This is a genomic window from Pantoea sp. SJZ147 (assembly GCF_007828605.1).
GTDB classification, from domain to species: domain Bacteria; phylum Pseudomonadota; class Gammaproteobacteria; order Enterobacterales; family Enterobacteriaceae; genus Pantoea; species Pantoea allii.
The window spans coordinates 59,479-77,735 of sequence record NZ_VIVB01000007.1 but is presented as its reverse complement, the minus strand read 5'-3'; the positions used below and the strand labels follow the sequence as shown (position 1 = coordinate 77,735).

Below are 18,257 nucleotides of genomic sequence, written 5' to 3'. Positions count from 1 at the left end.
CATCGTTAGCGGGAATGAAAACAGGGGCAAAAAAAAGGCCCAACCACCGTTGAGCCTTTGTGTGATAAACCGCGATTAACTGGCGGTTTGCGTCCGTAATTGTAATTCGTACGCCCTGGCCTGTTCTACATCGAACTGGTTTTCCCAACGGGCAATCACCAGCACGGCCAGCGCGTTCCCGACTACGTTCAGCGCGGTACGGGCCATATCCATAATGCGGTCCACGCCCGCAATAAACGCCAGCCCTTCCAGCGGGATACCGACGCTGCCCAGGGTGGCTAACAGCACCACAAAGGATACGCCGGGCACACCCGCGATGCCTTTAGAGGTCACCATCAGCGTCAGGACCAGAATAATTTCGTCCGTCAGCGACAGATCGATGCCGTACAGCTGGGCAATAAAAATAGCGGCGATACTCTGGTACAGCGTTGATCCATCGAGGTTAAATGAATAACCGGTCGGGACCACAAAGCTGGTTATCGCTTTGGGCGCGCCATAGGCTTCCATCTTCTCCATGATGCGCGGCAGCACGGTTTCTGAACTGGAGGTCGAGTAAGACAGGATGAGCTCATCTTTTAAAATGCGCATCAGCGTCGTAATGCGTAGCTTACAGAAACGCGCCACCGCCCCCAGCACCACAAAGGCGAAGAACAGGATCGCGACATACACCAGCAGCACCAGCTTAGCGAGCGGCCAGAGTGAGGCGAAACCAAAGTTAGCAATGGTGACGGCAATCAAGGCAAACACGCCCACTGGCGCGTAGCGCATGATCATATGCGTTACCTTGAACATGGTTTCTGACACGCCACGGAACAGGTTTACCAGCGGATCACGCTGTTCTGACGGCAGAGCGGAAAGGCCCAGGCCAAACAGTACCGAGAAAAAGATAATCGGCAGCATTTCACCTTTCGCCATCGAGGCAAAGATGTTCTGCGGGATCAGCGACAGGATGGTTGCCACCAGGCTGTGGGTGCCTTCCTGCACCTGGGCGGTCGTGGCTTCATATTTAGAGATGTCCACCGTTGCCAGCGTAGACATATCAATGCCGGTGCCGGGCTGAAACACGTTGGCCAGGGTAATACCGACAACAATGGCAACGGTGGTAATCACTTCAAAGTACAAAATCGTTTTGAAACCAATACGGCCCAGCTTTTTCGCATCCCCGACACCTGCAATGCCGACAATCAGGGATGAAATCACGATGGGCACGACAATCATCTTTATCAGATGAATAAAGATATCGCCCGCCGGGCTGAGAATATTATTGACTAACCATTCACGATCTTCTGGCTGATTATGCAACACGGCACCGACGATGATGCCAAGTACAAGTGCGATCAGAATCTGCCAGGCAAGGCTGATTTTAAAACCTTTCATAACGCATAATTTCCTCAGTCAAAACCCGTTTCTCTCTACTGCGAAGGTGCAGAAGACAATACACACAGGGAAGTGAGCAAAAAGCCCGGTAAATTAGAGGGTGTTTGTAGACGGCGTCCCGCATTTAAATGCGATGATTTCCATACCCATTTTCAGACGCGGTCTGAGTTGATACCTGATTATCAGGGGCGGATAAGTACCATTTTCACTGCAGTAAATGCAACCCTTGGTGGCTTCGATTAAAACTTCACCATCTGGTCAGCATAAAATGCTGGCGCAGACGTTAATCCCTAACTTGCTGTTATGAAAAGTAATACTTCGATAAGTTTTCGCATAGCTATTCAGACTATGCTCAATGTGTGTGCGGTTCGTTTGCTGATTTTTTAAACAGCAGCATACACAAAATGTTGCAACTTAAATCCCCATTCTCCGCAGGGAGTTAGCGTTTATTTCCTCTGTTTACGACGTTTTTATGTCAGCAAGGTTAACGCGTGATCTATGGCGCAAAAAAGAAACAAAACCGGCTGTCGGGCTTCACTTAACCATTGATTGACATATGATTAACATCTTCAAGGAGATTCGCCATGAGCCAAAATCATAACTATCCTGTTCCAGAAAATATTGCAGCAAACGCGCTGATTACTGCCGAACAGTATCAGGCGATGTACCAACAATCCGTTACCGACCCAGAAACGTTCTGGGGAGAGCAAGGTAAAATCCTTGACTGGATAAAGCCTTACAGCAAAGTTAAAAACACCTCTTTTGCGCCAGGCAATATTTCTATTCGTTGGTACGAGGACGGCACGCTCAATCTGGCAGCGAACTGTCTGGATCGTCATCTGGCCACCCGAGGCGATCATCCTGCCATCATCTGGGAAGGCGATGATGCCAACGAAAGCAAAACCCTTACCTTTCGTCAGCTTCATGCTGATGTCTGTCGCTTTGCCAACGTACTGGAACTGCTCGGTGTTAAAAAAGGCGACGTCGTCGCGATTTATATGCCCATGGTGCCGGAAGCGGCAGTCGCTATGCTGGCCTGCGCACGAATTGGGGCCGTACATTCGGTGATCTTTGGCGGCTTTTCACCCGAAGCCGTGGCCGGTCGTGTTATCGACTCCAGTGCCGCATTAATTGTGACGGCCGATGAAGGCGTGCGTGCTGGCCGTACCATCCCACTGAAGAAAAACGTGGATGATGCGTTAAAAAATCCCAATGTAAACAGCGTGAAAAACGTCGTGGTCTTTCAACGTACCGGCAAAGATGTCGGTTGGGTGGAAGGGCGCGACCAGCACTGGCATGAGCTGATGCAGAACGCCAGCACTAACCACTCTGCGGCCGAGATGCAGGCAGAAGATCCGCTGTTTATCCTGTATACCTCAGGTTCAACCGGCAAGCCAAAAGGCGTGCTACATACCACCGGCGGCTATCTGGTTTACGCCGCCACCACCTTTAAATTTGTTTTTGACTACCATCAGGACGACATTTACTGGTGTACGGCTGATGTGGGCTGGGTAACCGGCCACAGTTATCTGTTATATGGCCCACTGGCCTGCGGGGCCACGACGCTGATGTTTGAAGGCGTGCCTAACTGGCCAACCCCGGCCCGTATGGCGCAGGTGGTGGATAAGCATAAAGTCACCCTGCTCTATACTGCCCCCACGGCTATTCGTGCGCTGATGGCAGAAGGCGATAGAGCGATTGAAGGAACGGATCGTAGCAGCCTGCGTATTATGGGATCGGTGGGAGAGCCGATTAACCCGGAAGCCTGGGAGTGGTACCACAAGAAGATTGGCAACGGCAAATGTCCGATAGTCGATACCTGGTGGCAGACCGAAACCGGGGGCTTTATGATCGCCCCGCTGCCCGGCGCGACCCTGCTCAAGGCCGGTTCCGCGACCACGCCTTTCTTCGGCGTACAGCCCGCGCTGGTGGATAACGAAGGCCATCCTCAGGAAGGTGCCTGCGAAGGTAACCTGGTGATCACAGACTCCTGGCCCGGTCAGGCCCGCACGCTGTTCGGTGACCACGATCGTTTCGAACAAACTTACTTCTCTACCTTCAAAAATGCCTACTTCAGCGGCGACGGTGCGCGACGGGATGAGGACGGTTATTACTGGATTACCGGCCGCGTGGACGATGTGCTGAATGTGTCAGGCCACCGCCTGGGCACAGCCGAAATCGAGTCAGCGCTGGTTTCCCATCCTAAAATCGCCGAAGCGGCTGTCGTCGGGTTCCCGCACAGCATCAAGGGCCAGGCCATTTACGCCTATATCACCCTGAATCACGGCGAGGAGCCGTCACCTGAGCTTTATACCGAGGTACGTAACTGGGTACGCAAGGAAATTGGCCCGATTGCCACACCCGATGTGCTGCACTGGACCGACTCTCTGCCGAAAACCCGCTCCGGCAAAATTATGCGCCGTATCCTGCGCAAAATCGCCGCAGGCGATACCAGTAATTTAGGCGATACCTCGACGCTTGCCGATCCTGGCGTCGTCGAGAAATTACTTGAAGAGAAACAGTCCATCACCATGCCGTAATCATCCGGCGGAAAGCATCAGGCTTTCCGCCACCACTTCCCTACGTAGTGTGTTTCTGTAGTCACAAAAATATAACTAATTCACGCGCTTGCGTGAGGTCCACGCCTGCATGCTTCTGGAGATAATGTGATGAATGATGCCCTGCCCGAACAGGAAAGGATCTACCAACAAATTGAAAGTAATCCTCGCTTTCAGGAATTGGTACACAAGCGCCAGTCCTTTGCCCTGCTGCTGTCGATAATCATGCTGGTGCTGTATATCGGCTTTATTCTGCTTATTGCTTTTGCCCCTGGCTGGCTGGGTACGCCCCTGTATGCCGGTACCAATGTGACGCGCGGCATCCCGCTCGGGGTGGGGTTGATCGTCATCTCTTTTTTACTCACAGGCGTTTACGTCTGGCGCGCAAATGGCGAGTTTGATCGCCTGACTAAAGCCATCCTCAGCGAGGTGAAACTATGATTCGTCTTATGCTGTGGATGCTGGCAGCGCTGCTGCCCTTTTCTGCTCTGGCTGCCGATGCCATCACCGGTGCGGTGCAGAAACAGCCCGTCAATTATCAGGCGATCGTCATGTTTGTGATTTTCGTCGGTGCCACGTTAAGTATTACGTACTGGGCGTCGAAGCGAACCCGCTCACGTAGCGATTACTATACCGCTGGCGGCAACATCACCGGCTTTCAGAATGGCCTGGCCATGGCGGGTGACTTCATGTCCGCAGCCTCCTTTCTGGGTATTTCGGCCCTGGTGTATACCTCGGGTTATGACGGCTTAATCTATTCGCTGGGCTTCCTTGTGGGCTGGCCGATGATTCTGTTCCTGATTGCCGAGCGCTTGCGTAATCTGGGTCGCTATACTTTCGCCGATGTCGCCTCTTATCGCCTGAAGCAAAAACCGATTCGTACTTTGTCGGCTTGCGGCTCACTGGTCGTCGTCGCGTTGTACCTGATTGCGCAGATGGTCGGTGCAGGTAAGCTGATCCAGCTCCTGTTTGGCCTGAATTATCACGTTGCCGTTATCCTGGTGGGCATTCTGATGGTGATGTACGTGCTGTTTGGCGGCATGCTGGCGACCACCTGGGTACAGATCATCAAAGCCGTTCTGCTGCTGTTTGGTGCCACGTTTATGGCCATTATGGTCATGAAAAGCGCCGGGTTTAGCTTCAATACCTTGTTTACCGAGGCGATGGCGGTACATCCGAAAGGCGCAGCCATTATGCAGCCTGGCGGGTTGGTGAAAGATCCGATTTCCGCCCTGTCGCTGGGGCTGGGACTGATGTTCGGCACAGCGGGATTGCCGCATATCCTGATGCGCTTCTTTACCGTTGCCGACGCCAAAGAGGCGCGTAAAAGCGTGTTTTGGGCCACCGGTTTTATGGGTTACTTCTACTTCCTGACCTTTATTATCGGTTTCGGTGCCATTCTGCTGGTAGGGGCTAATCCGGCCTTCAAAGATGCCTCCGGCGCACTGATCGGCGGTACCAATATGGCGGCGGTGCACCTGGCGGATGCAGTCGGTGGCAGCACCTTCCTGGGCTTTATTTCAGCAGTGGCATTCGCCACCATTCTGGCGGTGGTTGCCGGTCTGACGCTGGCGGGTGCCTCGGCGGTTTCTCATGATTTGTACGCCAGCGTCTACCGTAAAGGACAGGCCAGCGAGCGCGACGAGCTGCGGGTTTCAAAAATTACGGTGCTGGTGTTGGGGGTTGTGGCTATCGCCCTTGGCATTCTGTTCGAAAAGCAGAACATCGCCTTTATGGTCGGGCTGGCATTCTCGATTGCGGCCAGCTGTAACTTCCCGATCATCCTGCTGTCCATGTACTGGTCAAAACTGACCACGCGCGGCGCAATGGTCGGCGGCTGGTTAGGGCTGATCACCGCCGTGGTGCTGATGATTCTTGGCCCAACCGTCTGGGTGCAGGTGCTGGGACATGCGTCGCCCATTTATCCTTATGAGTATCCGGCCCTGTTCTCTATCACTATCGCCTTTGTGGGCACCTGGCTGTTTTCTGTTACTGACCATTCGCAACAGGGTGCAGAAGAGCGATCACGCTTCCGGGCGCAGTTTATTCGCTCCCAGACCGGTGCCGGTATTGAGAAAGGCAAAGCGCACTAACCGCGTTGACTGAGCATAAAAAAGGGCAGTGACCGCAAGGTCACTGCCCTTTTTCTCAAGCCGACATCAGAAGCGCAGTGACGCGCCTACGTACGGACCATCAACGAGTACGTTATCTTTACGACCGCCTTTGTTATTCAGCTCAATATACTGATAACCCACGCGCAGGTTCAGCAGAGAGATCGGCGTGAAGCTCACACCACCGCTCGCTTCCTGGTAGCTGTCGAGATGATCGGTAAGGCCTTCCGGCGCATAATAATACTGACCGTACAGACCCCACATGCTGTTGAAGCTGTACTGTGCGCTACCGCCCAGCGCCACCGCAAATCCGTCTTTCCCGTCTTCAGGATGGGTAAAAATCGCCTTTGCGGTTGGCGCCAGTCGCAGATCGCCGACATCAACGTTGTAACCCAGACCCGCACCATAGGTGCTGCCGTCATGATCGCTACGCAACCAGTTGCCGTTCAGGAACAGGCCCGGCGACGTCGTGCCCAAACCGAGATTAAGGTTGGTGCTGTGCTCGCCAACATCAACGCTGCCTTCGATGGCCTGCGCGGCGCCGCTCAGCATAATGAAGCTCAGAGCGCTTCCAGTGACAAGTTGCTTAAACATGATTCTACTCCATGAAGGGTCAAATAATTCCGCATCAAGGGTAGCAGTCTGAAATGAGGTGACAACTAAATTTGGAAAGCTTTACGTAAAAAGAGATGTCATTTTGTGCCAAAAAGGACAAGTCGCTGTGAATTACGCAGAGAACAGTCGTTATCTGGGTCAACCGTATCCGGCGCAGACTTACCTTAGTGCGCCCACATCAGGTGCCCGATAAACGGAGCCAGTATGACGGTAACGACGCCAGACAACATCATCACCAGGCTTGAAACCACGCCTTCCTGCGGCCCCAACTGGTAGGCGCGTGCCGTACCGGCACCGTGCGAGGCGGCGCCCAGCCCAGCGCCTTTCGCCACGCCCTGTTTGATCGCGATGCGCAGGAACAGTACATCCCCTACCGCCATGCCAAATACGCCGGTCACAACCACAAACAGCGCCACCAGATCGGGCTGCGCGCCCATAGGCTTTGCCGCCGCCAGCGCGAAAGGTGTGGTAATGGATCGCACGGCGAGACTGCGCTGAATGGTTTCCGGTAAATTCAGTAAACGCGCCAGCCATACGGAACTGCATATCGACACCGTTGTGGCAGTTAACACGCCCGCACTCAGCGATAACCAGTGGCGTTTAATCACGTCCAGATTTTCGTAGACCGGCACCGCAAAGGCTAACGTCGCGGGGCCGAGTAACCACAGCAGCCAGTGGCTTTCCGCAATATAGTTTTGCCAGCTGATATGGGTCAGCAACAGCAGCGTCACCAGAATGAGCGGTGTCATGACCAGCGGCATCAGTAACAGCGTTGTCCAGCGACGATACAGCCGTTTATTCAGGTAATAAATTACCAGCGTGACGGCGGCACATAACAGACTGATGAGCAGATTATGCATTATTGCCCTGCTTACGCGCCGCGCGCGTGACTTCAAAACGGTACAGGCGATCGACCACCAGGGCCGTCGCCGCCAGCACCAGTAGCGTACTGACCGCAATCACCACCAAAATCCGCCAGCCTTCCATCTGCAGCAGGTCAGCGTAATTCACCACCGCCACCACCGCCGGGATAAAAAACAGCAGCATCTCTGCCAGCAACCAGCTTGCACCGGCTTTCACCCAGCGCAGCGGTAAAATGCGTAACGCAATCAGCATCAACATCAGCAGCATACCGACAATGTTGGCAGGCAGTGGCAGGTGCAGCCAGTTCACCAGTTGCTCGCTGGCGATAAAAACCGAGATAAACAGCACCAGCTGTAAAGGTAAGCTGAGCCGTTGCAGCCTGCCGACGTTCAGGCGGCGCAATGCCAGTGCCATCGTTTTTCTCCCATCAAGTTAATGCGCTCAGTATAGAATCACGAGGTACTGTGAAAAAAATGAATTAAAATTATTCAAATCATGCCAGAAAGGAATAGTTATGGACGTTCGCGCGTTGCGTTACTTTACCGAAGTGGTACGTCAGCAAAGTTTTACCCGTGCTGCACAAAAGCTGTTCGTGACACAGCCTACGATCAGCAAAATGGTGCGCCAGCTGGAAGAGGAGCTGGACTGCGCACTGCTCATTCGTGATGGGCGACGTCTGCACCTGACGGATAGCGGGCAAGCGGTCTATCAGCGCGGGCTGGCTATTCTGCAAGAGTTTCATCAGCTTGAGGCCGAGATAGGCGATATCAATCAGCTGAAAACCGGCAAGCTGCGGTTGGGCATTCCCCCGATGGTGGGCATGCAGATTGCCGGATCGGTTTCGGCGTTTCGCCGTCGCTATCCGGGTGTGGAACTCAGTATTGCTGAGTTTGGCGGCTTAACGGTTCAGGAAGCGGTGCTGGCGGGCACGCTGGATATTGCCCTGACGGCGCTCCCCGTTGATGCCGAGTTGCCCCTCGAAACCTTATCGCTTATGCAGCATCCGCTGTGTGTGCTACTGCCACGTCAGGCACCCTGGCTGCAGCGCACGCAGCTTGGCCTGAGCGATTTGGCCTCTCATCCTTTGCTGATCTTTAATGAAGAGTTTTCGCTGAACCGCCAGTTGATGAAAGCGTTTCAGCGTCAGGGGATCACGCCTGAGATTGCAGTACGCAGCGGGCAATGGGATTTTCTGGCGACCATGGTGCAGGCGGAGATGGGCCTGGCGATACTGCCGGAGCCCATTTGCCAGCGGTTAGATAAGCAGTCGTTATTGTGGCTTCCGCTGGAGTCCGAGCTGCAGTGGCATCTGGGGCTGATCTGGCGTGAAGGCAGCTACCTGTCACGCAGCGCGCGGGCCTGGATAGCGTGTTGCCGGGAACACTGGCCTGATAATGCGCCGCGTCTTTCCGTCTAGCGCCCCAGACCGCCCGATAATCGCAGAGCGCAGGTTACGGGCGAACGGGAGCGCATAACAAGAAGATTACTCTTCTTTCTCAATCAGCAGCGCTTCCAGCAGGTCCAGATCGTGCAACAGTTTTTGCATCGTCTCGTTTGATATCTGCTGAGTCGCACGCAGGTGATAGACCTCTGCACGCTCGGCACGTAACGCGTTCAGACGAAAACGACGTTCCAGATTTTCGGCAAACAGCGCGTGCTCAAGATCGTTTTTCCCTTCCGCGCGACGCCGCAGATTACCGATTACCCGCAGGCTGACCTCTTTCAGTAACTCAGGGTCGATGTTTTCTTCGGTTTCCTTTTCAAGCCGCGCCTCCATCTTATGCAGACTCTCGATAGCGACACCGGCCATCACCGCTCTTGCATGCTGCAGTTCGTGCCGATGGGCGCTTTTATCGATCGTCTCTACACCGCGCAGCAGCATCGGCAGAACGATGACGCCAACCAGCAGCGAGAACAGAATCACACCGGTTGCGATAAACACCAGCTCATAACGCGCCGGGAAAGGATGGCCGTTGGTCAGGAACAGGGGAATAGACAGCACACCCGCCAGGGTAATGGCACCGCGTACGCCCGCAAAAGAGGCAATCAGCAGTTCACGCAACGAGTAGCTGGAGAACACTAACGGTTTCTTTTTTAACCAGCGTTTGCTGAAACGCTGCATGATCCACAACCAGCCGAAACGCACCACCATTAACGCCGCATAGACCAGGACGATGTCCGCAAAAATCATCCAGATATCCACATTGGGATCGGCTGTTGCCTGGTCAATCGAGTTTTGCAGAATAGAGGGCAACTGCAGGCCCAGCATCAGGAACACCATGCCGTTAAACACAAACTCCAGCATGTGCCAGACGCTGTTGGCGCGCAGTCGCATGGTCAGCGGCGCCTGGCGGATAATACCGGAGCGCGTGATGGTCATCCCGGCCGCGACGGCGGCTAAAATCCCGGAAACGCCCAGGTGTTCTGCAATCAGATAAGAGGCAAAAGGCAGCAGCAGCAGCAGGACAATCTGTGTGGCAGCATCGTCCCCGCCGCTCCAGCGGTTCAGGACGCGCAGCGATTTACCGTAGAGCCAGCATACCGCGACACCGGCGATCAGGCCGCCCACGGCCACTTTCAGGAACTCGACGCTGGCTCCGCCCCAACTAAACACCATGGTGCCCATCGCCACTGCGACCGCAAATTTCAGTGAAACCAGGCCAGAAGCATCGTTCATCAAGGCTTCGCCTTGCAGTATTCCCATAATTTTCTTCGGAATACGACCTTCGCCGACAATGCCTGACAGCGCCACGGCATCGGTAGGTGATAACACGGCCGCCAGGGCGAAAGCGGGAATGAGGGGAATCCCGGGCACCGTCCAGTAAATCAGATAGCCAATACCGACAACGGTAATCAGCACCAGCACCAGCGCCAGGCCAAGGATTTCCCGCCCGTAATGCAGGAACTCGCTGACCGGTGTTTTCCAGCCGTCAGCAAATAACAGCGGCGGAATGAATAAGACGAGGAAGAGTTCCGGGTCGAAATCCACGTGCAGCCCGAAGGTCGGCCAGGCCAGCAGCGCACCGACGGCGATCTGCACCAGAGGAAGGGGAATCTGAAAAGGCAGAATACGGGCAGCCACCCCGGAGAGCGAGACCACCAGCGTCATAATCAAAATAGTAAAAAAGATTTCCATGCTTTCCTTAGGCGGTAGTTATCTTCGAATCAACATTAGGTTAAAAGTGTAAAACAAACTGGCGAGGGCGGGAAAAGCTACGCGTGCTTCAACGAGCAAAAAGCGGATAATTCCGGACATGCCGCGGCACGTCCGGTTGAACAGTCAGATCGCCCAGCCTCCGGCATAAAAAGCGACTAACACGACGGCGATCACCACCGTGCCCACGTTTAGCCTGCGCCACTCACCCGCAAACAGACGGCCCACCACCAGGGTCGCGAAACCGATCATGATGCCGGTAACGATGTTACAGGTCAGCACGATGATCACCGCCGTGAGCAGACCAGACATGGCATCAACGAAGTCACCGAAGTCGATCTTTGCCACGTTACTCAGCATCAGCAGGCCAACGTACATCAACGCAGGCGCGGTGGCGTACGCCGGCACCAGATAAGCCAGCGGAGACATAAACAGAATGAGCAAAAACAGGAGGCCAACAACAATGGCCGTCAGGCCGGTTTTGCCCCCTGCCGCCGTCCCGGCGGCAGACTCGATGTACACGGCCGCCGGTGAGGCACCCACAAGGCCGGCAAACAGGCTACTGACGGAATCCGTGGTCAGCGCCCGGCCGCCGTTAATGATTTGCCCGTCTTTATCCAGCAGGTTAGCCTGACCCGCCACCGCGCGGATCGTGCCGGTGGCATCAAAGACCGCCGTCATCACTAACGCCAGCACGCTGGGCAAGACCGCAGGCTGCAAAGCGCCCATGATGTCGAGGCTGAATAACAGTGACTCGCCCTGCGCATCACGCAGGCTGGGCAAGGCAAACAGTCCCTGCCAGCGCACGGACGGATCGAACGCCAGCCCCAGCGCAGAAATTGCAATAACGGTGAGTAAAATGCCGCCCGGGACACGGCGTTTTTCCAGGCCGAAAATCGCAGCCAGCCCCAGCAAAGACATCATGACGGGGAACGACGTAAAATGGCCCAGCGCAACGGGTAAACCTGAGGCCGGGTTTCTGACGACCAGCCCAACGTTGTCTGCCGCAATCAGCAGCAGAAACAGGCCAATCCCAATGCCGGTGCCGTGGGCGACGCCCATCGGCAGATTACGTAAGATCCAGGCGCGAATCCCGGTGGTGGAAATCAGGGTAAAAAGCAGGCCCATCAGGAACACGGCCCCCAGCGCGACCGGAACGCTAATGTGTTGACCCAGGACGAGGCTAAAGGCCGTAAAAGCCGTCAGTGAAATGGCACAGCCAATGGCCAGGGGTAAATTGGCCCACAGCCCCATGATGATCGATCCAACGCTCGCCACCAGGCAGGTAGCCACAAACACCGCCGAAGGTGAAAACCCCGCTTTACCGAGCATGCCAGGCACCACGATCACCGAATAAACCATGGCGAGAAAGGTGGTCAGCCCGGCGACAATTTCCTGCCGCACGCTACTGCCTCGGGCCGAAATGGCGAACCAGGCATCCAGTTTTCCACTGGCGGGGCGTGATTCAATTGACATAGTTGAGCCTCAAAAATTTTTGTTGTTGGATCGCGCGGTAACCGCCCTGACTTCCCTGAAAGCTGTCATCGCCAACAGGCTGCCGACAAAAAGGCAAACGTTTACTTAGCCGCACAGAACGGGGCATCGTACATCCCCCGTTTAAAGGGGGCCGATTATCCGGCGTTTTCCCGCCGCTTTTCAACCGCTCTGTGAGGATTCCTGGCTATAAAGATCAGGTCGATAACATCGGGGATGCTCTTGATACTATCGTGTAACATTCTGTGCGTCAGGATGCGGTGATGATTACGCCGCATTATCGAGAAAGCAGACGAAGATGACGCCGGGCGGCGTCATCCGATAGGACAGGATAGTGCGCGATCAGCCCGAAAGATGAATTTCACCGCCTTGCTGAATGGCCCGTTGCCAGGCCGCACGCTGTTGCACGGTCGTTAACCATTTTTGCGTGGCGGGGGCATCCTTCAGTCCGGCGCGCTGGCTCAGCGCCAGAATCGGAAAGCTCATCTGCACATCAGCAATGCTGAAACGCTGACCGGCAAACCACGGATGCACCGAGAGGTGATCTTCAATCACCTGCTTATGCAAGGTAAGTTGTTTATCCAGCCAGGCTTTCTGAACGCCTTTGCCGAGCGCCGCACCGATGGGACGCAGCAACCACGGCACAGGCGCGCTACCGAGGCGGCCAAAAACCAGTTTCATGACCAGCAGCGGCATCAGTGAACCTTCGGCGTAATGTAGCCAGTAACGCGCCTGCAGCCGTGCCTCTTCGTCGGTGATCTGCAGCCGCCTTTCGCTGTCGTACTTCTCTTCCAGATACTCAAGGATCGCCCCGGACTCGGCCACCACGCGATTGCCATCGGTGATAACCGGCGACTTTCCTAACGGATGCACTTTTTTTAACGCGTCCGGCGCCAGCATCGTGGGTTCACGCTGATAGCGTTTGACCTGGTAAGGCACTTCCAGCTCTTCCAGCATCCACAGCACCCGGTGAGAGCGCGATTGTTCAAGATGGTGAACGGTGATCATCATGATTCCCTGTCAGTGAATATGCAGCAAGTATAGACGTCACCTTGTCTTATGCAGTGCACCATCCTGTTCAGGATCAAGCAGTACCGCGCCCGACCCCTGCTGCCCCAGCCGATCGCCGGGATTGCGCAGCGGACAGTCACGCATCGATAAACATCCACAGCCAATGCAACCATCCAAATCGTTACGCAGGCGCGTTAGCGTTTCGATGCGCTTATCCAGTTCGTCGCGCCAGTGCTGGGTCAGATTGCCCCAGTCCTGAGCCGACATACGTTTATCCGCCGGCATGTTTTCAAGGCTGTCGCTGACGCTGGCAAGCGGAATCCCAATGCGCTGTGCAATTTTAATAATGGCGACCCGTCGCAGAACATCACGGCTGTAGCGTCGCTGATTTCCGTTATTGCGGGTGCTAAAGATGAGCCCTTTGCTTTCATAAAAATGCAGCGCAGAGACGGCCACGCCGCTGCGGCGCGCTACTTCACCCGGCGTCAGCACCGGTTTTGGGTAATTGCGATCTTTTTTCATTTGGCACTTTACCTCAAGTTAACTTGAGGAATTATACTCTTTTCCCATCAGAACGACACGCTCCCTCACGACGTCATTCGCCAGCAAACGGGCGCGATTTTCATCGCGACTCGCGCGCAAAGGCAGCATGAACGCACGGGGAAATTCACCAGAAGGATGAGGCCATGATACAAGAAGAGATCATTCATTCACTGACACACTGGATTGACCAAAACCTGGATAAGAGCCTGTCAATTGATGAAGTGGCCGCGAAATCAGGCTATTCGAAATGGCATCTGCAACGTATGTTCCGTAGCGTGACGAAACAAACGTTGGGTGGTTATATTCGTGAACGCCGTCTGACTCTGGCCGCAGAAGCGCTGCGGCAAACTCAGCGCCCGGTATTCGATATTGCGATGCAATATGGTTATGACTCGCAGCAGACCTTCTCCAGGGTGTTTCGCCGCCAGTTTTCCCAAACGCCCACGGCTTATCGCCATGCTATGCGCCGCCAGACGATTCAGCGTCCGCGCCTGATGAGTTTTGACTGCAGCGACAATATGACCAGCTTTACCCAGCGCACCATGGGCGAGTGCTGTCCGGTTAGCTGAATATCACCGTGCGCCTGGCTGGGCGCACACCGCTTTTCTCAGGTTTCCTTCCCCTGCACCCGCCACCCACTTCTGCTGAAAAACCAGACAAATTTTGTACAAAATTGGAAAATCGAATGCTATAGTGTGATCCACATCACATTATGACATTTGTTGCCGACGAAAGAGCCCGACCTGACAGACTTTTCCGCCGACGTGATGCTCGCAGACAGTCAGGCGTAATCTCCGATTTTGAGGTCAAAATTGATGGCTACCTTAACCACCAGTTTTCTTGTTATGCGCTGGGAATTGTTGAGCGCTGTAATGATGTTCTTTGCCAGCACGTTAAAAACCCGACTTCGCCAGGATAGCCATCACGTGATGGCATTTATCTGTGGCAGCGTTGGCGTGGGAATGTCGTGCTGGTTTGTGACGGGCTTGATGGGCATCACGCTGAGTATGGAAAACGTACACCATTTTTTCAGCGTCTCTAAAGACGTCTTTATTGACGTAATGAGTCATGCGCCAGCTAACTGGCAAATGCCCTGATTGACCAATAAAAAACCCCGCAACGCGGGGTTTTTTATATTGCTGTGTAACGTCAAATTTTCTTCAACATGACAGGAATCGCAATATCCTGCACTTCTACGTCCGGCCTCTGCGTTCCGCGACGATCCTGAATCCACATGTCACCCATCATCTGATCTAATCCGCTATCCAGCCCCGTCACCATGCCTGCGCCTGGCGTAAACGTAAGCTCGCCGAAGTAAATGTGTTGGTCATGGATATACCAGTCCACGCGCACATAGTCGAAGTCGCTGGCCAGCGTTTTGCTTAATGCCAGTGCCTGCTCTAACGAAGGCATAACCGTTGAAACGTCGAGCCCGGTATCACGAATTTTATGAAACACCTCGCTCAGGTTGTTCACATAAAAGTTCATCGAAAGCTGAGGCTGGCCGCGGTTGTAAATGACCTGAAGCACATACTCAAAGTTGCCATCACGCTTATTGAACATGTGAAACTTGTAATCAACCGGTGCCTGTTTGCCATCACCAATGTACTGCTCCACCAAAATGCGTGGCTTGATGTAGCGATAGTGGATCTCGCGAGCTTCGCTGGCAAAATCCGTTTTTAACCACGTGTAGCAGTTATGAATGATTTGCTGCTTGCGAAGGGCACTCGGTTCCTCCAGCACGATCTCTACCATGTTTGAAGCATGGTTCGGTTTAATCACCGTTCCCTTCCAGCGCGTCAGGTTGTTGAGCGTGGTGGGATCGGTGGTGTCGTGCAGCAAGGGAATCAGGTACGCACTACCGATTTTCTCAGCAATAAATTCACGCACCGAAAACTTGTCGGACAGGCGTGCATACAGCTGATAATCGCCATGGATGAACTTGCGATACAGCACTTTTTCATTGAAGACCTTTGGCTCATGCAGGTTGGGAAGCCTTCTGAACTTGCGGAAGTAATAAATCCGATCCTGATAAGTCCAGGGCATCTTCTTGATAAAGTACTGCAAACTTCTTCTAAGCTCTTGTTTTAACTTGAGCATATTTGACCTCATTTGTAGGTTTTGTAGTTCAGTGAGGAAACCTGGATTTTTTGAATAACGCCGTGTTTAAAAAAATAATTCATGACGGTCAGGGACAGGAGCTCTGAAAGAAAAACGCTCCATGCGGCTCCCGTAATGCCGTAGTCCTGAATTAGCCACCAGGAAAGCGGCATGCTGATGATCACCAGACAAATGATTTTCTTCAGTAAATAATCAAAGCCCCCTTCTTTCACCATGTAGCGATACGCGACGGTTCCCAGTGCCGAAAAGCTGGTCGCTATCGACAGCAGGGTGATGAGCTGGCCCGACTGCCTGAACGCCGGGCCATACAACGCCGTGATGATCTGTTCGCCAAACAACGCAACGATAAGCAGCATCAGCAGGGACACGGCCATCACGTAGCCATTGAGCCGCGCCGTCAGCCTGATCGCTTCATCACCGCGCGCCCGAAAAATTTCGCTGAAGCACGAGGTAATCAGCGCGACCGGGATAAAAATCCATGAAGCGGCGATGGTATTGGCTGCGGCAAACAAGCCCAGTTCTTGTGCAGACGCGATGCCTGCCAAAAACATCTGCGCGGCTTTTACCTGTATAGAAATAAAGATGCTGGAAATCGCCAGCGGCAATCCGGCATACATCAGGTAACGCAAATACAGCGTGCGCGTCGCCGGCGGCGGGAGCCGATCCTGATGCGCCTGGTAAAAGGCGTAGCGTTTGATGGCGTAGGGCACTAACGTCACCGTGACCACTGACAGCGTTAGCCACAGTGGGTTAAGGCGTAGCCAGGCAATGATAAAGCTCAGGGCAAAGCTCATCAGCATGCCAGCCGCATTCGCAACGGCGTTGAGCTTTGAAGCTAAACGCGCGTTGTTGTAGACGCTAAAGGTGTCCTGCGTGACAAAAACAGACGCCACAAATGAGGCCAGCGCAAATGCCAGGAAATTTTCCTGCATGTTGTACCAAACCCAAATTAATACCGGCACCGAGGTAAGAAGTAATAAACCCATACGCAACGTGCGTGCAATGCGCATTAAACGTAAAGCTTTTGTCGCATTTTTACTGACACGTTTAAACAAAATAGTTTCAGTGCCAAATATGGCTATGGTTTGCACCATGGCAAATAATGACGTTGAAAACGCCATCTGACCAAATAGGGTCGGACCAAAGGATTTGGCCACATAAGACGTCACGAAAATGACGCCAAAAACGGAGATAATCTTTTCAGACATCATCCAGGCGGCATTAGCCATTACGCTCAATTTCATCAACTATTCCTTAGTATTACTCTACCTCTACCGCTTCGGCATCCCCATCCCTGGGGCGAAGTAATAAGCGCTTAAATTTCAAAGCGAAATTATAAACATCAAGCCAGTCCGGCTCGGAAATGAGAATCGGGTCTTATTTTATCGAGTGAATTCAGGAGAATTCTGATTATACCTGGCCCGAATACCGCCTATTGGAAACGATTTCAAAGTGAAATCAATAATGTTTCCAAAAACCACCCTTCCATAATAAAACAGGTCAAGGAATGTTGAATATCAAATTTACAGTCGTTTTTTATCTTTGGGATGCGATGAATTTATATCAAAAACCGCATGCCAGGAAGGCGCGGCATCCCGATCAGAATAAAATAAGATTTATCCCATGATGATATTTATTCTAAATATCTTAATTTAACCCTCGCAATTTAACGTGCGTATTTAAATACGGCACTCAATGAAATCATACAGTACCAAAGGTTAATAAAGTAATTCTCATCCATTAATTGATAAGAAAGGTAAGAGCATTTATGAGAAAGTCACGATATAGCGAAGATCAAATCACAAATGCCATTAAAGCTTCTGAATCGGGCGTTAAAGTTAAAGAGATTTGTGAGGAGCTTGGCATCTCTGAGGCAACCTTCTACAGCTGGAAGAAGAAGTTCTCTGGGTTATCTTCAGAAGAAGGCAGAAAAATCAAAGAACTGGAAGAACAAGTTCAGTCTCTGACGCGCGAACTGCATGCGCTCAACTCGGATAAGGAAATGCTACAAAGCGTCCTGAAGAACTTCTTCACCACGAATGACAAACGTCAGGCGGTCAACTTCTTACAGAGCACTTTTGATGTTGGAACCCGGCGCAGCTGCCGTTTACTGGATATAAGCCGTAGCGTTTATCATTACCCAGCCGGTTCTGATAACCGCTAATAGTGAGATTACGGCTTTTAATGGCCACATCGCTGCGATTTGTTCTTACCAGAAGAGATGAAGAGCATTTAACAGGACATTTATGGTGGTGCGCTTCGCCCAGTCCGTAATTAATGAATGGATTGGCGGTTACGCTTCTTTTTTTGCGGTAAAATTGATTCACAACAGCAAAAGTCTCGCTATCTACGCCACTTTTATCCGCCCAATCTCATTTCGGTGAGATTGGCGTCTCTCTTTTTTTTCAT

General features: G+C 53.1%; 17 protein-coding genes. 7 read left to right on the top strand and 10 right to left on the bottom strand.

Annotation, left to right across the window (positions count from 1 at the left end; translation table 11 throughout):
• Positions 1-75: 75 nt before the first annotated feature.
• The gene (gltP, locus tag FBY13_RS11695) at positions 76-1,377 is read right to left on the bottom strand and encodes a glutamate/aspartate:proton symporter GltP (RefSeq protein ID WP_063878018.1); all 1,302 of its coding nucleotides are present in this window, start codon (positions 1,375-1,377) and stop codon (positions 76-78) included.
• Positions 1,378-1,961: 584 nt separating this feature from the next.
• Here gltP and acs point away from each other — a divergent pair.
• The 3 genes from acs (at position 1,962) to actP (ending at position 6,028) form a co-directional block, all read left to right on the top strand.
• Positions 1,962-3,917, top strand: a complete 1,956-nt coding sequence (gene acs, locus FBY13_RS11690) for an acetate--CoA ligase (protein WP_096010459.1) — start codon at positions 1,962-1,964, stop codon at positions 3,915-3,917.
• 129 nt (positions 3,918-4,046) lie between these two features.
• Entirely contained in the window at positions 4,047-4,376 is a 330-nt protein-coding gene (locus tag FBY13_RS11685; protein ID WP_063878016.1) for a DUF485 domain-containing protein, read from the top strand.
• Positions 4,373-6,028 (top strand): cation/acetate symporter ActP, encoded by a 1,656-nt coding sequence (gene actP / locus FBY13_RS11680; RefSeq protein WP_096010460.1) that lies wholly within the window; start codon positions 4,373-4,375, stop codon positions 6,026-6,028. The genes FBY13_RS11685 and actP overlap by 4 nt, the downstream gene beginning before the upstream one ends.
• Positions 6,029-6,094: 66 nt before the next feature.
• Here actP and FBY13_RS11675 read toward each other — a convergent pair whose 3' ends face one another.
• The 3 genes from FBY13_RS11675 to FBY13_RS11665 form a co-directional block, all read right to left on the bottom strand.
• Positions 6,095-6,640, bottom strand: coding sequence for a YfaZ family outer membrane protein (locus tag FBY13_RS11675; protein ID WP_063878015.1), 546 nt, complete (start codon positions 6,638-6,640; stop codon positions 6,095-6,097).
• Between the two features lie 185 nt (positions 6,641-6,825).
• Complete coding sequence (locus FBY13_RS11670) at positions 6,826-7,521, bottom strand: LrgB family protein (RefSeq protein WP_063878014.1); 696 nt, start codon at positions 7,519-7,521, stop codon at positions 6,826-6,828.
• Positions 7,514-7,939: a CidA/LrgA family protein gene (locus FBY13_RS11665; protein WP_063878013.1), complete on the bottom strand. Its 426-nt coding sequence runs from the start codon at positions 7,937-7,939 to the stop codon at positions 7,514-7,516. The genes FBY13_RS11670 and FBY13_RS11665 overlap by 8 nt, the downstream gene beginning before the upstream one ends.
• A gap of 100 nt (positions 7,940-8,039) precedes the next feature.
• Here FBY13_RS11665 and FBY13_RS11660 point away from each other — a divergent pair, with 100 nt between their 5' ends.
• Complete coding sequence (locus FBY13_RS11660) at positions 8,040-8,942, top strand: LysR family transcriptional regulator (RefSeq protein ID WP_145394216.1); 903 nt, start codon at positions 8,040-8,042, stop codon at positions 8,940-8,942.
• A 66-nt stretch (positions 8,943-9,008) separates the two neighbouring features.
• On the opposite strand, the gene FBY13_RS11655 is transcribed toward FBY13_RS11660, so the two are convergent.
• The 4 genes from FBY13_RS11655 to soxR form a co-directional block, all read right to left on the bottom strand.
• Positions 9,009-10,661, bottom strand: a complete 1,653-nt coding sequence (locus FBY13_RS11655) for a Na+/H+ antiporter (RefSeq protein ID WP_063878011.1) — start codon at positions 10,659-10,661, stop codon at positions 9,009-9,011.
• Positions 10,662-10,805: 144 nt separating this feature from the next.
• Positions 10,806-12,155 carry an NCS2 family permease gene (locus FBY13_RS11650; protein WP_145394215.1) on the bottom strand — a complete coding sequence of 450 codons (1,350 nt, stop codon included), beginning with the start codon at positions 12,153-12,155 and terminating at the stop codon, positions 10,806-10,808.
• A 360-nt stretch (positions 12,156-12,515) separates the two neighbouring features.
• Complete coding sequence (locus FBY13_RS11645) at positions 12,516-13,181, bottom strand: glutathione S-transferase family protein (protein ID WP_063878009.1); 666 nt, start codon at positions 13,179-13,181, stop codon at positions 12,516-12,518.
• A gap of 39 nt (positions 13,182-13,220) precedes the next feature.
• Entirely contained in the window at positions 13,221-13,706 is a 486-nt protein-coding gene (gene soxR, locus FBY13_RS11640) for a redox-sensitive transcriptional activator SoxR (RefSeq protein ID WP_063878008.1), read from the bottom strand.
• Positions 13,707-13,870: 164 nt separating this feature from the next.
• Here soxR and soxS point away from each other — a divergent pair, with 164 nt between their 5' ends.
• Both soxS and FBY13_RS11630 read left to right on the top strand, forming a co-directional pair.
• A complete protein-coding gene (gene soxS / locus FBY13_RS11635) occupies positions 13,871-14,296 on the top strand; it encodes a superoxide response transcriptional regulator SoxS (protein WP_063878007.1) in 426 nt (141 codons plus the stop codon).
• Between the two features lie 246 nt (positions 14,297-14,542).
• Positions 14,543-14,824 (top strand): YjcB family protein, encoded by a 282-nt coding sequence (locus FBY13_RS11630; RefSeq protein ID WP_063878006.1) that lies wholly within the window; start codon positions 14,543-14,545, stop codon positions 14,822-14,824.
• A 52-nt stretch (positions 14,825-14,876) separates the two neighbouring features.
• On the opposite strand, the gene FBY13_RS11625 is transcribed toward FBY13_RS11630, so the two are convergent.
• Both FBY13_RS11625 and FBY13_RS11620 read right to left on the bottom strand, forming a co-directional pair.
• The gene (locus tag FBY13_RS11625; RefSeq protein WP_096010463.1) at positions 14,877-15,827 is read right to left on the bottom strand and encodes an ATP-grasp fold amidoligase family protein; all 951 of its coding nucleotides are present in this window, start codon (positions 15,825-15,827) and stop codon (positions 14,877-14,879) included.
• 8 nt (positions 15,828-15,835) lie between these two features.
• Positions 15,836-17,092, bottom strand: coding sequence for a polysaccharide biosynthesis C-terminal domain-containing protein (locus FBY13_RS11620; RefSeq protein WP_096010464.1), 1,257 nt, complete (start codon positions 17,090-17,092; stop codon positions 15,836-15,838).
• 524 nt (positions 17,093-17,616) lie between these two features.
• Between FBY13_RS11620 and FBY13_RS11615 the strand changes: the two genes are divergently transcribed.
• On the top strand, positions 17,617-18,012 hold the full coding sequence (locus FBY13_RS11615) for a transposase (protein WP_063878003.1): 396 nt from the start codon (positions 17,617-17,619) through the stop codon (positions 18,010-18,012).
• The last annotated feature ends 245 nt before the right edge of the window (positions 18,013-18,257 follow it).

What these genes read in the sequence shown, in the direction of transcription:
- gltP (WP_063878018.1), bottom strand. Translation starts at nt 1,377, where the DNA reads ATGAAAGGTTTTAAAATCAGCCTTGCCTGGCAGATTCTGATCGCACTT.
- acs (WP_096010459.1), top strand. Translation starts at nt 1,962, where the DNA reads ATGAGCCAAAATCATAACTATCCTGTTCCAGAAAATATTGCAGCAAAC.
- FBY13_RS11685 (WP_063878016.1), top strand. Translation starts at nt 4,047, where the DNA reads ATGAATGATGCCCTGCCCGAACAGGAAAGGATCTACCAACAAATTGAA.
- actP (WP_096010460.1), top strand. Translation starts at nt 4,373, where the DNA reads ATGATTCGTCTTATGCTGTGGATGCTGGCAGCGCTGCTGCCCTTTTCT.
- FBY13_RS11675 (WP_063878015.1), bottom strand. Translation starts at nt 6,640, where the DNA reads ATGTTTAAGCAACTTGTCACTGGAAGCGCTCTGAGCTTCATTATGCTG.
- FBY13_RS11670 (WP_063878014.1), bottom strand. Translation starts at nt 7,521, where the DNA reads ATGCATAATCTGCTCATCAGTCTGTTATGTGCCGCCGTCACGCTGGTA.
- FBY13_RS11665 (WP_063878013.1), bottom strand. Translation starts at nt 7,939, where the DNA reads ATGGCACTGGCATTGCGCCGCCTGAACGTCGGCAGGCTGCAACGGCTC.
- FBY13_RS11660 (WP_145394216.1), top strand. Translation starts at nt 8,040, where the DNA reads ATGGACGTTCGCGCGTTGCGTTACTTTACCGAAGTGGTACGTCAGCAA.
- FBY13_RS11655 (WP_063878011.1), bottom strand. Translation starts at nt 10,661, where the DNA reads ATGGAAATCTTTTTTACTATTTTGATTATGACGCTGGTGGTCTCGCTC.
- FBY13_RS11650 (WP_145394215.1), bottom strand. Translation starts at nt 12,155, where the DNA reads ATGTCAATTGAATCACGCCCCGCCAGTGGAAAACTGGATGCCTGGTTC.
- FBY13_RS11645 (WP_063878009.1), bottom strand. Translation starts at nt 13,181, where the DNA reads ATGATCACCGTTCACCATCTTGAACAATCGCGCTCTCACCGGGTGCTG.
- soxR (WP_063878008.1), bottom strand. Translation starts at nt 13,706, where the DNA reads ATGAAAAAAGATCGCAATTACCCAAAACCGGTGCTGACGCCGGGTGAA.
- soxS (WP_063878007.1), top strand. Translation starts at nt 13,871, where the DNA reads ATGATACAAGAAGAGATCATTCATTCACTGACACACTGGATTGACCAA.
- FBY13_RS11630 (WP_063878006.1), top strand. Translation starts at nt 14,543, where the DNA reads ATGGCTACCTTAACCACCAGTTTTCTTGTTATGCGCTGGGAATTGTTG.
- FBY13_RS11625 (WP_096010463.1), bottom strand. Translation starts at nt 15,827, where the DNA reads ATGCTCAAGTTAAAACAAGAGCTTAGAAGAAGTTTGCAGTACTTTATC.
- FBY13_RS11620 (WP_096010464.1), bottom strand. Translation starts at nt 17,092, where the DNA reads ATGAAATTGAGCGTAATGGCTAATGCCGCCTGGATGATGTCTGAAAAG.
- FBY13_RS11615 (WP_063878003.1), top strand. Translation starts at nt 17,617, where the DNA reads ATGAGAAAGTCACGATATAGCGAAGATCAAATCACAAATGCCATTAAA.